Below are 13,016 nucleotides of genomic sequence, written 5' to 3' on the forward strand. Positions count from 1 at the left end.
GCGCTCCGGCCGGGAAATCCTCATAAGAAAGACTCTTGATAGTTAAGACAGTTGCCTGTTAGGTTCTCTCCATTCGGGGCCGGATGTGAGCCCCGACACACGGGAGACGACGATGGCGAGGACCACGACACCGGGCACGCCGGCGCTCATGCGCGCCATCAACGACCGTGCCGGGCTCGAGATCCTGCTCGACCGCCAGCCGCTGTCCCGGATCCAGCTCGCCGAGCTGTCGTCGGTCTCGAAGCCCACGGCCTCGCAGATGGTCCGCCGGCTCGAGAACGCCGGCCTCGTGACCACCGTCGGCAAGGTCTCGAGCACCAGTGGACCCGCCACGTCGCTCTACGGCGTGCGTGCCGACCGGGTGCTCGGCGTCGCGATCGACGTGCGTGCCGACCGGTCGCTCGCCCGCGTCGTGGACGCGGTCGGCGGCGACCACCCCACCGCCGAGACGGCACGGGCCGTGGGCACCGCCGCGACGGCCGGGGCCGAGCTGCGGGCTGCCGTCGAGGCCGCCTGCCAGGCCGCCGACGTCGACGTCGACTCCGTCCAGGCGATCAGCGTGGGTCTGCAGGCCTCGGTCTCACCGCGTGACGACAGGCTCTACCTCCCGCACAGGCTCGACTTCTGGCCGACCACCGGGACGCGCGCCCTGCTCGAGGCCGAGCTCGGCTGGGCGGTCGAGCTGCACAACGACGCGAACCTCGCCGCCGTCGCCGAACGGGCCGCGGGTGCCGGGCGGGGCGCCGAGAGCTTTGCGCTCCTGTGGCTCGGGGGTGGCCTGGGCTTCGCCGTGGACATCGGGGGCAGGATCCTCAACGGATCGCGTGGCGCGGCCGGTGAGATCGGGCAGCTCCGGCTGCCCGGCGAGGCCATCGGTCAGGGGGGCGCCGTGGTCCTCGACGACGCGCTCGACCGCTCGGTCCTGGTCGCGATGGCCGATCGCCACGGCATCCGCGCGGCGCCCGGCGAGCTCGCGGACGCCCTGCGCGACCATCCCGCACGCATCGGGCTGTTCGCCGAGCTCGCGCCCCGCGTGGCCCTGGCGATCCCGTCGGCACTCGCGGTGCTCGACCCCGAGCTGGTCATCCTCGGAGGTCCGATCGGGGCCGCCGGCGGAACCCTGCTGGCCTCACTCGTCGAGGAGTGCGTCGCGCGCGAGGTCGGTTCCACCCCCACCGTCGTATGCGCGGGCGTCACTGACGACCCCGTGCTCGCAGGCGCCCGCCACCTCCTGACGGGCGTCATCCGCAGCCGGCTGCTCGACGCAGCAGGCAGTCACGTCCCCGGCTGAACCGCACCTTCCCGCACCGACGCCACACCGCACCAGCACCCCCAGCCCCGGGGGTGATTCCGCCTGCCCTTGTCGTGGAATTGGAGAAGCCGTGAACTTCCGACGCGTACGTTCCAGCCTGCTGCTGACGGTCTCCGCGGGGGCCGCACTCGCCCTCGCGGGGTGTTCGACGGGGAGCGCCGACAGTGCGCCCGTCGCCTCCGCGGCCCCGACCGACCTGTCCGGGACCGTCTCGCTGTGGCACTTCTTCAGCGACCGGGAGGCGGGCGTCATCCAGACGGCCGTCGACGAGTTCGAGAAGGCCAACCCGGACGTCACGGTCGACATCCACAGCGGTCAGGACGACGCCAAGCTGCAGCAGGTCATCTCCTCGGGCGGTGACGTCGACGTCGCCGTCTCGTTCTCCTCGGACATCGTCGGGAACTTCTGCTCGACCGGAGCCTTCGTCGACCTCGAGCCGTACATCACGCGGGACAAGGTCGACCTCGAGCAGTTCCCGGAGGTGGTGCGCACCTACACCGAGTACGACGGGACGCGGTGCACGTTGCCGCTCCTCGCGGACGTGCCCGCGCTCTACATGAACAGCGCGGCCCTCGCGGCCGCCGGGATCACGGCTCCGCCGACGACGCTCGACCAGCTCGAGGCGGACGCGCTGAAGATGACCGAGTACAACCCGGACGGTTCCATCAAGACCCTGGGCTTCAACCCGCTGATGGGCTTCTACGAGAACACCCCGATGAACTTCGGGCCCACGGTCGAGGCGCAGTGGCTCGACGCCGACGGCCAGGCGGCCGTGGCCGACAGCACCTGGCCCGAGGTCATGAAGTGGCAGAAGGCGTTCGTCGACACGATCGGCTACGACAAGCTGCAGACGTTCACCGCGGGTCTCGGCCAGGAGTTCTCGGACTCCAACGCCTTCCAGACCGGCCAGGTCGCCATGCAGATCGACGGCGAGTGGCGCACCGCGTTCCTCGCCGACCAGGCGCCGGACCTCCAGTACACGACGGCCGCGTTCCCGGTCGGTATGGGCCATGACGACCTCTACGGCTCGGGGACCATCTCCGGCAACGTCGTCGGCATCGGCAAGGGCTCGAAGAACCCGGAGCTCGCGTGGGCGCTCATGAAGTACCTGACGACCGACACGGACTCGGTCGTGGGTCTGGCGAACGGCCTCAAGAACGTGCCGACTACGCTGCCCGCGCTCACCTCGCCCGACCTGGTGGTGAGCCCCCAGTTCCAGACCTTCATCGACATCGCCAAGGACCCGAAGACCACGACGCGTCCGTCGAGCCCGCTCGGGAGCGGGTACGGCCAGCCGCTGACGGACTTCTGGACCAAGTGGCAGGGGACCGACGGGAGCGGGCTCCAGGACGGGCTCGACGCGGCGGCCCAGCAGATGAACGACTCGCTCGCGCTGGTCGCTGCACCGTGACAGCCCTCGCCGCAACGGCTCTGCGGCGGCCACGACGACGGTTCCGCTGGAGCATCGCCGTGATGATCACGCCCGCGGTGATCGGTCTGCTGGTGTTCTTCGTCTACCCGCTCCTGGCCTCGCTCTGGTACTCGTTCACGAGCTACAACCTCATGAGCCCACCGCAGTGGATCGGTCTGCGGAACTACACCTACCTGTTCACGCAGGACCCGAAGGTGGGCAAGGCCGCGCTCAACACGCTGTGGTTCGTCGTCTTCATGGTGCCGATCCGGATCGTCTCGGCGCTCGCCGTGGCCGGGCTACTGGTGCGGGTGCGTCGGGCACGGGGGAGCTGGCGGTCAGTGTTCTACCTGCCGGCGCTCGTCCCGCCCGTCGCGTCGGTGGTGGCGTTCGTGTTCCTCTTCAACCCCGGCACCGGCCCGGTCAACCGGGTGCTGCACCTCTTCGGCGTCGACGGGCCGCTGTGGTTCAACGACCCGGCGCTGGCCAAGCCGTCGCTCGTCCTGCTGAGCGTCTGGGTGATGGGCGACATCATGATCATCTTCCTGGCGTCCCTGCTCGACGTGCCGCGCGAGCTGTACGAGGCGTCCTCGCTGGACGGCGCCAACGGCGCCCAGCAGGTGGTCCACGTGACGCTGCCGCACCTCGTGCCGGTCCTGCTGTTCGCCGGGGTGACGGGCGTGATCGCCGCCCTCCAGTACTTCACGGAGGCGGCCGTCGCGTCCGGCGTCGCGTCCGGCAAGGCGACCATCGGTGCCGGCGCCAGCGCGGCGATCGGCTATCCCGACGACTCCCTGCTCACCTACGCGCAGTGGATCTACGTGCGCGGGTTCGGAAACTTCCAGTTCGGGTACGCCTCGGCGCTCGCCATGGTCCTGTTCGTCGTCGCCTCGGTCCTGGTGGTCTTCATGATGCGCCGCGTCGGTGCGTACACGCCGTCGGAGGCATCGTGACCGCCACCGTCATCGAGGCGACCGCCCAGCCGTCGCCGTTGCGTCCCGAGGCTCGCGCACCCCGTCGGACGCGGTCGCTGGGCGTGTGGGTCGCCGAGCACGTCGCCCTCGTCACTCTCGCCGTGCTGTTCGTCGCGCCGGTCGTCTTCGTGGTGCTCACCTCGCTGATGCCGGCCGAGCAGACCCTCACCGCGACGATCTGGCCGACGAGCTGGCAGTGGTCGAACTACCTGGAGGTCTTCCGGACGGTTCCGCTGGCGCGCTGGTTCGGCAACTCGGCTCTGTACGCGTTCGGTGCGACCGCCTGCATGCTCGTCTCCAGCGTCCCGGCCGCGTACGTCCTGGCCAAGATCCGGTTCCGCGGAGCATCGCTGCTCTTCGGGGCGATCGTCGTCGCGATGCTGCTCCCACCGCAGGTCACGGTCATCCCGGTGTACGTGCTGTGGTCCAAGGTGCACCTCACCGGCTCGCTCCTGCCGCTGATCCTGCCGAACCTCTTCGGCGACGCGTTCTCGATCTTCCTGCTGCGGCAGTTCTTCCTCACCATCCCGCGGGAGTACACCGACGCGGCACGGGTGGACGGCTGCGGCGAGTGGCGGACGCTCCTGCGGATCGTCGTACCGATGGCGCGGCCCGGGATCGCGGCCGCCGCGCTGTTCTCGTTCTTCCGGGCGTGGAACGACTACTTCGGCCCCCTGCTCTACACGTCCGAGAACCAGGCCGCGTGGCCCGTCTCGTACGGGCTGGCGACGTTCCGTGGCGTCCACGGCACCGACTGGAGCATCACGATGGCGATGACCGTGCTGGTCACCGTGCCCGTGATCCTGCTCTTCCTGTTCGCACAACGCGTGTTCGTCGAGGGCATCACCCTCACGGGCGTGAAGGGATAGACGTGAAGATCACGATCGTCGGCGGTGGGTCCACCTACACACCGGAGCTCATCGACGGCTTCGCACGGCTGCGTGCCGACCTCCCGCTGGACGAGGTCTGGCTCGTGGACCCCGACACCGACCGACTCGCGGCGGTGGCAGCCGTGTCCGAGCGGATGTTCGCGCGGGCGGGCTACCCGGTCAAGGTCGTCGCGACGAGCGATCTCGTGGCCGGCGTGGCCGACGCGGACGCCGTGCTCCTCCAGCTCCGGATCGGCGGGCAGGCCGCCCGTCACGGTGACGAGTCGTGGCCGCACGACGCCGGCTGCCTCGGGCAGGAGACGACCGGCCCGGGCGGCCTCGCGAAGGCCTTGCGCACCGTGCCGGTCGTGCTCGACATCGCCGAGACGGTGCGCCGGCACGCGAAGGCCGACGCGTGGATCGTCGACTTCACCAACCCGGTCGGCATCGTGACGCGCGCCCTGCTGCAGGCCGGCCACCGCGCCGTGGGCCTGTGCAACGTCGCCATGGGCTTCCAGCGGCGGTTCGCCGGCGTGCTCGGCGTGGACCCGGAGCTGCTGGCGCTCGACCACGTCGGTCTCAACCACCTGACGTGGGAGCGGGGCGTCACCCTGACGACGCCCGACGGCCCCCGGGACGTCATGCCGCTCCTGCTCGGCGAGCACCTCGAGGTGGTCGCCGCCGACGTGCGCATGCCGGCATCGCTGCTGACCCTGCAGCGCGCGATCCCGTCCTACTACCTGCGGTACTACTACGCGGCCGACCGCGTCCTGCGCGAGCAGATCGGCGCGCCCACCCGCGCCCAGCAGGTGCTGGCGCTCGAGGCCGCACTGCTCGCGAAGTACCGCGACCCCGCCGTCGACCAGAAGCCCGCAGAGCTGGAGAAGCGTGGAGGCGCCTACTACTCCGACGCAGCCGTCGCGGTGATCGCCTCACTGGCCACCGACCGGGGCGACGTCCAGGCGCTGAACGTGCGCAACGACGGCACGTTCGCGTTCCTGCCCGACGACCACGTCATCGAGGTCCCCACCCAGGTGCACGCGGCGGGTCTGCGTCCGCAGCCGGTGGCGCCGCTGTCCGACGACATGGTCGCGATCGTCAGCCACGCCGCCGCCTACGAGCGGCTCGCGCTCGACGCGGCGCTGCACGGTGGCCGGGACCGGGTCGTGCGGGCCATGCTCGCCAACCCGGTCGTGGGTCAGTACGACACGGCGGAGCGGCTCACGGACCTCCTGCTGGCGGCGAACGCCCAGCACCTGGCGTGGGCCCGGTGACGGCGGTCGAGACCGTCGCGGCCGCACCCGGTGTCGACGAGGGCGGCTACGTGCTGGCCGTCGACGGCGGCGGCAGCAAGACGGACGTGGTGGCCGTCGCGCTCGACGGGCGTGTCCTGAGTCGGCGACGCGGACCGTCGAGCAGTCCCCAGCTGCTCGGCGTCACACGAGCGCTGGAGGTGCTGGACGATCTGGCCGGCGGCATCGTCGACGAGCTGGCTCCGCGGCGCCTCCTGCAGACCAACGTCTACCTGTCGGGCCTGGACACCCCGGAGGAGATTGACGCGCTCCTGCACGCGGCAGCGCACCGGACCTGGATGACCTCCGGGGCCGTCGTGGACAACGACCTGTTCGCGCTGCTCCGTGCGGGCACCAGCAGCCCCGACGCGGTCGCGGTCGTCGTCGGCACAGGGATCAACGCGGTCGGCGTGCGCTCCGACGGCATGACCGAACGCTTCCCCGCGATCGGCGAGATCTCGGGCGACTGGGGCGGCGGGGCGGTCCTGGGGGGCGCCGCCCTGTGGCACGCCGCCCGAGCAGAGGACGGCCGCGGTCCGGCGACGGCGCTCGAGCAGCTCGTCCCCGAGGCGCTCGGACGTCCCGACGTCCGCAGCGTGACGCTCGACCTCCACTTCGGCCGGCTCCCGCGGTCGTGCGTGCCGCAGCTGAGCCCGGTGCTGTTCGCCGCCGCGGCTGCGGGCGACGGGGTCGCCGCCGGGGTCGTGCGCAGGCAGGGGGACGAGGTCGTCGCGATGGTGCGCGCGCTGCTGACGCGCCTCGACCTGCTCCACGTGCCCTTGCCCGTCGTCCTGGGTGGCGGGGTCATGGCCGCCCAGCACCCGCTGCTCATGGGCAGGATCGGTGACGGCCTCGCCGCGGACGCGCCGTTCGCGACCGCGCAGGTCGTCACCGAGCGACCCATCGTCGGCAGCGCGCTGCTCGCGCTCGAGTCGGCGGGCGTCAGCTCGCCCACGGTTTTCCATCAGTTCCGCACGAACGAGGGAAAGGATCACAGCGAATGAGAGTCATGAACCGCACGATCGTTGTCGTGACCGGGGCGCTGGTCGCCCTGCCACTGATCACCACCGGCGCCGCGTCGGCTGCGTCACCTCTGCCTGTCGAGGGTTACCTCATGGCGAACGACGGGGCGCAGCAGTTCGTGGTCCGGGACGCACAAGCGCTCGCGCTCGTGGGCGTCGACGGGGTCAACCTGAACTCGAAGGGGTCGGCCCTGACCGCGGTCCCGTCGTCGGCAGCCCCGATCGTCTCGGCCGCGCACGCTCGTGGCCTGAAGGCCGAGCTGCTCGTGGGCAACTACGACGAGTCGATCGGCGACTTCTCGCCCGGTATCGCCACGAAGCTGCTGAGCAGCAGCAAGAACCGCAGCGCGGTCGTGTCCTCGCTCGTCTCGAAGGTGAGCAGCGGCGGCTACGACGGCGTGCAGGTCGACCTGGAGTCCCTCAACTCCTCGCACACCGCCGGCCTGACGACGTTCATCTCGTCGCTGCGTTCCGCGCTGCCCGCCGGCAAGTCGATCTCGATGGCGCTGATGGCGTCCGACACCGCGAACGGCTACAAGGCCGGGGGGTACGACGTCACTGCGCTCTCCGGCTCGGTCAACCGGTTCGTGCTGATGGCCTACGACCAGCACGGACCCACGTGGACCGAGGCCGGGCCGATCGGCGGCACACCGTGGGTCAAGAGCGTCCTGTCGGCCTTCATCGCCGCCGGGGCACCGAAGTCCAAGATCGACCTCGGTGTTGCCGAGTACGCCTACACCTGGCCCGGCAACGGCTCCGACGGCGAGCAGCTCAGCGTCGCGGACGCCCGATCCCGAGCGGGCTCCGCGGCCCGGTACGACGCCACGCAGCAGGAGTGGACCGCGAAGCTGTCCGACGGCACGGTGATCTGGTGGTCGGACGCCCGGACGCTCACCGCTCGCGAGTCACTCGCCGCGCAGCAGGGAGTGCACGGCCTGGCCGTCTGGGAGCTGAGCCTGTCCGACCCGATCTCCTGATCTGGGTGAGGTCACGGGGCCGGCGCAGGGCGGTGCCGGTCCCGTGACCTTCGGTACGCGTGCCGCCCTGGGAGTCGAGCTGCGCGGGCGCTGGCCCGTGTGACCCGGCTCACGCGCGGCAAGGGTTGGCAACCCTAAGTAAGCACAGGCTAACCTCACCCCTGTGAACAGTTCCGATGCGTTGCGTGGTGACGGCCTGCGGCTCGGCTACCACGGGAGCGTCGTCGTCGAGTCCGCCAGCGTGCGGCTGCTCCCGGGGCAGGTCACCGCCCTGGTCGGACCCAACGGCTCCGGGAAGTCGACCGTGCTGCGCGCGCTGGCCCGACTGCACCACCCGATCGCCGGGACGGTCAGCCTCCCGGACGTGCCCGACGCGCTGACCCTCAGCGCCAAGGACTTCGCGCGGCGCGTCACGCTGCTGTCGCAGTCCCGACCGACGCCGACCGGCGTCAGCGTGCGGGACGTCGTCGGCTACGGCCGGCACCCGTACCGCGGACGCTGGAGGCAGAACGACCTCGACGGCCCTCGAGCGATCGAGTGGGCCATGACCGTCACCGGTGTCGACACCATGTCCGAGCGCGGCGTCGACGAGCTGTCCGGCGGGGAGCTCCAGCGCGTCTGGCTGGCCACCTGCCTGGCCCAGGAGACCGGCGTGCTGCTGCTCGACGAGCCGACCACCTACCTCGACCTGCGCTACCAGGTGGAGATCCTCGACCTGGTACGCGACCTCGCCGACGAGCACCGCGTCGCGGTCGGCGTCGTCCTGCACGACCTGGACCAGGCGGCCGCCGTCGCCGACCACCTCGTCCTGCTGAGCCGCGGGGAGGTGGTGGGCTCCGGCCTCCCGCACGAGGTGCTCACCGCCGAGGCGCTCACCGAGACCTACGGGATCCGCGTGGACGTGGTGCGCGACGCGCGCACGGGCCGCGTGCACACCCGACCTGTCGGCCGGCACACGCATCGCCCGGCCGCCCGCGTCCGCGAGTGTGCGGACCTCCACCTAGCAGAGGACTCTCCCCGTGCGTAACCGTCTGACCCTGCCCGTCCTGCTGGCAGTCACTGCCCTCGTGCTGAGCGCCTGCGGCACCACCGAGCAAGCCGCAGACCCGGCCGCTGCGGCCACCACCCCCACAGGAGGGCCCGTCACGGTGACGGACGACCGCGGCACCGTGACGCTCGACGCGCCGGCCGCCAAGGTGGTCTCGCTCGAGTGGGGTCTGACCGAGAACCTGCTCACGCTCGGTGTGGCACCTGTCGGTGCGGCGGACGTCGACGGCTACAACACGTGGGACACCGTCATCGCCCTCGACGCGGCGACGCCCGACGTCGGCGAGCGCGGCGAGCCGAGCCTCGACGCGATCGCGGCGCTCGACCCCGACCTCGTCGTCACCACGACCGACCTCGCGCCGGAGGTCATCGCTCAGATCGAGAAGGACTACCCGGTGATCGCGCTGCGCGGCTCGGACGCCTCCGACCCGATCGGTCACATGCGTCGCACCGTCGAGATCCTGGGCGAGGCGACCGGTACGGGCGACCGGGCCACTGCCGCGCTCGCGGACTTCGACGCCGCAGTCGCCGACGGCAAGGACACGCTCGCCGCCGCCGGGGCCGACGGAGCGGCGTTCACCATGGCGGACGGCTGGCTCGCGGACGGGGCGGTCTCGATCCGCATGTACACGGCGGGCTCGTTCCTCGGGGGCATCGCCGGCGAGCTCGGCCTGACGAACGCCTGGACCGGCGAGGGCGACCCCGACTACGGCCTCTCGCAGACCGACGTCGAGGGACTGACCTCGTTGGGCGACATCCACTTCCTCTACGCCGCGAGCGACGACGACGGCGGGGACGCGTTCAAGGTCGGGCTCGCCGGGAACGCGATCTGGGAGCAGCTGCCGTTCGTCGTCGCCGGCAACACCGACCGTCTGCCGGACGGGATCTGGATGTTCGGCGGGCCCCTCGCGGCGGAGGCGTTCATCGACGCGGCCGTGGCGGCCGTGACGGCGTGACGACCTCGATGCTCCGCACGGCACGGGATGCGCCGAGGGGCGCCGCGTGAGCGTGCACACCCCGGTGGATGCAGGGTCCGACGTGTCACTCGCGACGGATCCTGCATCCGCGGCCACGCCCACCGGCACGCCCCCCAGGCGCACCACGTCGACGCTGCGGATACTCGCGGTCCTGACCGTCGCCCTGCTCGTCGTCGCGGTGCTGGCCGTCGTGGACCTGACGCTCGGGACCTCGCAGGTGGGTGCGCTCGACATCGTGCGACTGCTCCTCGGCACCGACGACGACCAGACGTTGGCCGTCCTTGTCGCGTCGCGTGCGCCACGGGTGCTCGCCGCGTTGCTCGTGGGAACCGCACTGGGCATGTCGGGTGCCGCGCTGCAGTCCGTGGCGCGCAACCCTCTGGCGTCGCCGGACACGCTGGCCGTCAACGCCGGCGCGTACCTGACGGTCGCCCTGGTCGCCGTGACCGGGTTCACGCTGCCGTTCGCCGTCGACGGCGCCTTCGCGTTCCTCGGCGGGCTCGCCGCGGCGGGCCTGGTGCTCGCGATCGCGCGAGGCGGAGCTGAGGGACCCACCCGGCTCGTCCTCGCGGGGTCCGCGACGATGCTCGCGCTGTCGTCGCTGACCATCGTGCTCATGCTCCTGTTCGAGCAGGAGACGGTCGGTCTGTTCGCGTGGGGCCAGGGCTCGATCGTGCAGACCGGCACGCAGAAGGTGCTCGACGCCGCGCCACTGGTGCTCGTCGCGTCCGTGGCGCTCGTCCTGTGGTCGCGACGGCTCGACGTGCTGGCGCTCGGCGACGACACCGCGTCCGTGCTGGGCCTCGACGTGCGACGCACCCGCCTCGTCACCGTCCTGCTGGCGGTGCTGCTCGCCGCGCTCGCGGTCACTGTGGCCGGACCGATCGGCTTCGTCGGCCTGTCCGCCCCGGTGATCGCGCGGCTGGTCGCGGGGCGGGTGCCCGGTCTCTCGCGGCACCGCCTCCTGCTTCCACTCGCGGCCCTGAGCGGCTGCGCGGTGATCCTCGCGGCCGACGTGCTGCTGCGGGTGCTCGTTCCCGGCACCACGAGCGTGGCCATCCCGACGGGCGTCGCGACAAGTCTGTTCGGCGCGGTCGTCATGGTCTGGCTGGCCCGTCGTCTGCGGGACAGCGGCCCGTCCCGGTCAACGGCGGCGGTCGGTGCGCGGCCCGCGTCCTCGGTACGCGTCACCGTCATCGTCGCGGTCCTCGTCGTCGTCGTCCTCGCCTGTGTCGTGGCCGCGTTCCTTGCCGGTGACCGGCTCCTGCTGCTCGGTGACGTCGCCAACTGGTTCGCCGGCGTGAGCGGCCAGCAGGTCTCGTTCGTCCTCGACCAGCGCACGCCGCGCGTGTGGGCAGCCCTGCTGGCCGGTGCCGCGCTCGGTCTGGCCGGGACGACCGTGCAGGCGGTCGCGCGCAACCCGCTGGCCGAGCCGGGGCTGCTCGGCATCACCGGCGGTGCTGGCGTCGGCGCGGTCCTCGCCCTCGTGCTGTTCCCGGGCGCGAGCATCTGGGTCGTGTCCGCAGCGGCCTGCGTCGGCGCCCTCGGGACGTTCGCCCTCGTCTACGCGCTCGCGTCGCGACGAGGACTGAGCTCCGACCGGCTGGTCCTGGTCGGTATCGGCGTCTCGGCGGCGGCAACCTCGCTGATCACGCTGCTCGTCGTCCTCAGCAACCCGTGGAACACCACCATGGCGCTGACCTGGCTGTCCGGGTCGACGTACGGGCGCACCGCGGCGCAGGTGTGGCCGGTCGCCGTCGCGCTCGTCGTGCTGACCCCGCTCGTCGTCCGCTGGCGCCGGGACCTCGACGTGCTGTCCGTCGACGACGACGTCGCCCGGGTGCTCGGTGTGCAGCTCGAGCGCACCCGGCTCGGCGTGCTGGTCGTGACGGCGATCCTCACAGCCGCATCGGTCTCGGCGATCGGCGTCGTCGGGTTCGTGGGTCTCGTGGCACCGCATCTCGCACGGTCGCTCGTCGGGTCGCGGCACTCCCGCGTGATCCCCGTGGCAGTTCTGCTGGGAGCCCTGCTGGTCAGCGTCGCCGACACCCTCGGCCGCACGATCATCGCGCCCGCGCAGATCCCCGCCGGCCTGCTGACCTCGCTGATCGGCGCCCCGTACTTCATCTACCTGTTGTGGCGCACCCGAAGGAGCACCTCATGACGACCGTCGCCGTAGCGCTGCCGTGGCGGATGTTCGCGGTCCGCGTGGCCCGCACGTCCTTCCTGAGCCCGAGCGTGCTGAGGATGACGTTCACGGGCGACGACCTCGACCAGTTCGCCGACAACGGGCTCGACCAGCGGATCAAGTTCTTCCTGCCGCTGCCCGGCGTGCCGTACGACGAGCTGCTCGAGGTGGGACGGTCCGGCGACTGGTTCGGCGGGTACCGGGCCGTGCCGCCCGAGCGTCGGCACCCGATGCGCACGTACACGGCCCGTGGTGTCCGCCCGGAGGTCCGGGAGCTCGACGTCGACGTCGTGCTGCACGGCGACCTCGGTCCGGCCACGCGCTGGGCGTCCGGCGCCACTGTCGGCGACGAGCTCGTCATCTTTGGCCCCAACGCCCTGGCAGACGGACCGCACGGAGGCGTGGACTTCGTCCCGCCCAGTCACGTGGACCGCCTCCTGCTGGCCGGCGACGAGACCGCGCTGCCGGCGATCGCGGGAATCCTCGAACGGCTGCCTGCCGATGCCGTCGGTGAGGCCCTGCTCGAGATGCCGCTGTCCGCGGACGTCATCGCCCTCGCCGCGCCCACCGGCGTCGCGGTGCGCTTCCTCGGCCGCGACGGGCGGCCGCACGGTTCGCTCCTGGTCCCGGCGGTGCAGGAGGCCTGCGGGCGCCTGCTGCCGTGCACGGGCGAGGGTGCGGAGCCCGAGGACGTCGACGACCTGCTCTGGGAGGTCCCCGTCGACGCGTCGGGTGCGCCCCTGCGGTCGTGGGTGGGGTTCTATGCCTGGCTCGCGGGCGAGGCGAGCGTGATCACGACCCTGCGCCGGCACCTGGTGCGCGAGTGCGGTGTCGACCGCAAGGCGGTCGCGTTCATGGGCTACTGGAAGGCCGGCCGCAGCGAGGGCGAGTGACGGCCGCCGCCTCTCCACCCCCTGAACGTCGGGTGCACGAGCCCCGGCCGGTGG

The 13,016-nt window shown here is 71.7% G+C and carries 11 protein-coding genes; all 11 read left to right on the top strand.

Annotation, left to right across the window (positions count from 1 at the left end; all coding sequences use genetic code 11):
• The first annotated feature begins 112 nt into the window (after positions 1 to 112).
• The 11 genes from N553_RS21635 to N553_RS0107615 all read left to right on the top strand — a co-directional run bounded on the left by N553_RS21635 (position 113) and on the right by N553_RS0107615 (position 12,962).
• Positions 113 to 1,291 carry an ROK family protein gene (locus tag N553_RS21635; RefSeq protein ID WP_034620836.1) on the top strand — a complete coding sequence of 393 codons (1,179 nt, stop codon included), beginning with the start codon at positions 113 to 115 and terminating at the stop codon, positions 1,289 to 1,291.
• A gap of 91 nt (positions 1,292 to 1,382) precedes the next feature.
• Positions 1,383 to 2,723, top strand: a complete 1,341-nt coding sequence (locus tag N553_RS0107570) for an extracellular solute-binding protein (protein ID WP_034620839.1) — start codon at positions 1,383 to 1,385, stop codon at positions 2,721 to 2,723.
• 62 nt (positions 2,724 to 2,785) lie between these two features.
• Positions 2,786 to 3,676: a carbohydrate ABC transporter permease gene (locus tag N553_RS0107575; protein ID WP_028046024.1), complete on the top strand. Its 891-nt coding sequence runs from the start codon at positions 2,786 to 2,788 to the stop codon at positions 3,674 to 3,676.
• The gene (locus N553_RS0107580) at positions 3,673 to 4,566 is read left to right on the top strand and encodes a carbohydrate ABC transporter permease (RefSeq protein ID WP_034620843.1); all 894 of its coding nucleotides are present in this window, start codon (positions 3,673 to 3,675) and stop codon (positions 4,564 to 4,566) included. The genes N553_RS0107575 and N553_RS0107580 overlap by 4 nt, the downstream gene beginning before the upstream one ends.
• Positions 4,567 to 4,568: 2 nt before the next feature.
• A complete protein-coding gene (locus N553_RS0107585) occupies positions 4,569 to 5,840 on the top strand; it encodes a 6-phospho-beta-glucosidase (RefSeq protein WP_028046026.1) in 1,272 nt (423 codons plus the stop codon).
• Positions 5,837 to 6,862, top strand: coding sequence for an N-acetylglucosamine kinase (locus tag N553_RS21640; RefSeq protein ID WP_081844479.1), 1,026 nt, complete (start codon positions 5,837 to 5,839; stop codon positions 6,860 to 6,862). Before N553_RS0107585 ends, N553_RS21640 begins: the two co-directional genes overlap by 4 nt.
• 5 nt (positions 6,863 to 6,867) lie before the next feature.
• A complete protein-coding gene (locus N553_RS0107595) occupies positions 6,868 to 7,857 on the top strand; it encodes a glycosyl hydrolase family 18 protein (RefSeq protein WP_028046027.1) in 990 nt (329 codons plus the stop codon).
• Between the two features lie 163 nt (positions 7,858 to 8,020).
• On the top strand, positions 8,021 to 8,884 hold the full coding sequence (locus N553_RS21645) for an ABC transporter ATP-binding protein (RefSeq protein ID WP_051639895.1): 864 nt from the start codon (positions 8,021 to 8,023) through the stop codon (positions 8,882 to 8,884).
• Positions 8,877 to 9,860, top strand: a complete 984-nt coding sequence (locus N553_RS0107605; protein WP_051639896.1) for an iron-siderophore ABC transporter substrate-binding protein — start codon at positions 8,877 to 8,879, stop codon at positions 9,858 to 9,860. The genes N553_RS21645 and N553_RS0107605 overlap by 8 nt, the downstream gene beginning before the upstream one ends.
• A gap of 46 nt (positions 9,861 to 9,906) precedes the next feature.
• Positions 9,907 to 12,045 (top strand): iron ABC transporter permease, encoded by a 2,139-nt coding sequence (locus N553_RS0107610; RefSeq protein ID WP_231505186.1) that lies wholly within the window; start codon positions 9,907 to 9,909, stop codon positions 12,043 to 12,045.
• Entirely contained in the window at positions 12,042 to 12,962 is a 921-nt protein-coding gene (locus N553_RS0107615) for a siderophore-interacting protein (RefSeq protein ID WP_028046030.1), read from the top strand. Before N553_RS0107610 ends, N553_RS0107615 begins: the two co-directional genes overlap by 4 nt.
• Positions 12,963 to 13,016: the final 54 nt, after the last annotated feature.

This window comes from Cellulomonas sp. URHE0023 (genome assembly GCF_000688475.1).
Lineage (GTDB): Bacteria > Actinomycetota > Actinomycetes > Actinomycetales > Cellulomonadaceae > Cellulomonas.